The sequence below is a fragment of the Robertmurraya sp. DFI.2.37 genome, from assembly GCF_029211245.1.
GTDB classification, from domain to species: Bacteria; Bacillota; Bacilli; order Bacillales; family Cytobacillaceae; genus Robertmurraya; species Robertmurraya methanolica_A.
Map to the genome: position 1 here is coordinate 1 of NZ_JARGEJ010000991.1, position 245 is coordinate 245.

The window sequence follows — 245 nt, forward strand, 5'->3', positions numbered from 1 at the left end:
TCAACGAGACATCTCTTCTACGATAGAGGAGATCTATGGTTTCTCTGTGTCTCATGAAATGGTATCCGATATTACAGATGCAGTACTTCCTGAATTAGAGGAGTGGCAAAACCGTCCGTTGAGTAACTGTTATCCTTTTGTTTTCGTCGATTGCCTATACACCACCATTCGAAATGACTATGAGACTAAAAAATACGCAGTTTATACGATACTAGGCTATACCATAGAGGGAAAGAAAGAGCTTC

1 protein-coding gene is annotated in these 245 nt (G+C 40.0%); it reads left to right on the top strand.

Annotation, left to right across the window (positions count from 1 at the left end; translation table 11 throughout):
- Positions 1-245: transposase (locus PZE06_RS29450; protein WP_275792602.1), on the top strand; the 245-nt coding region annotated here is incomplete at both ends.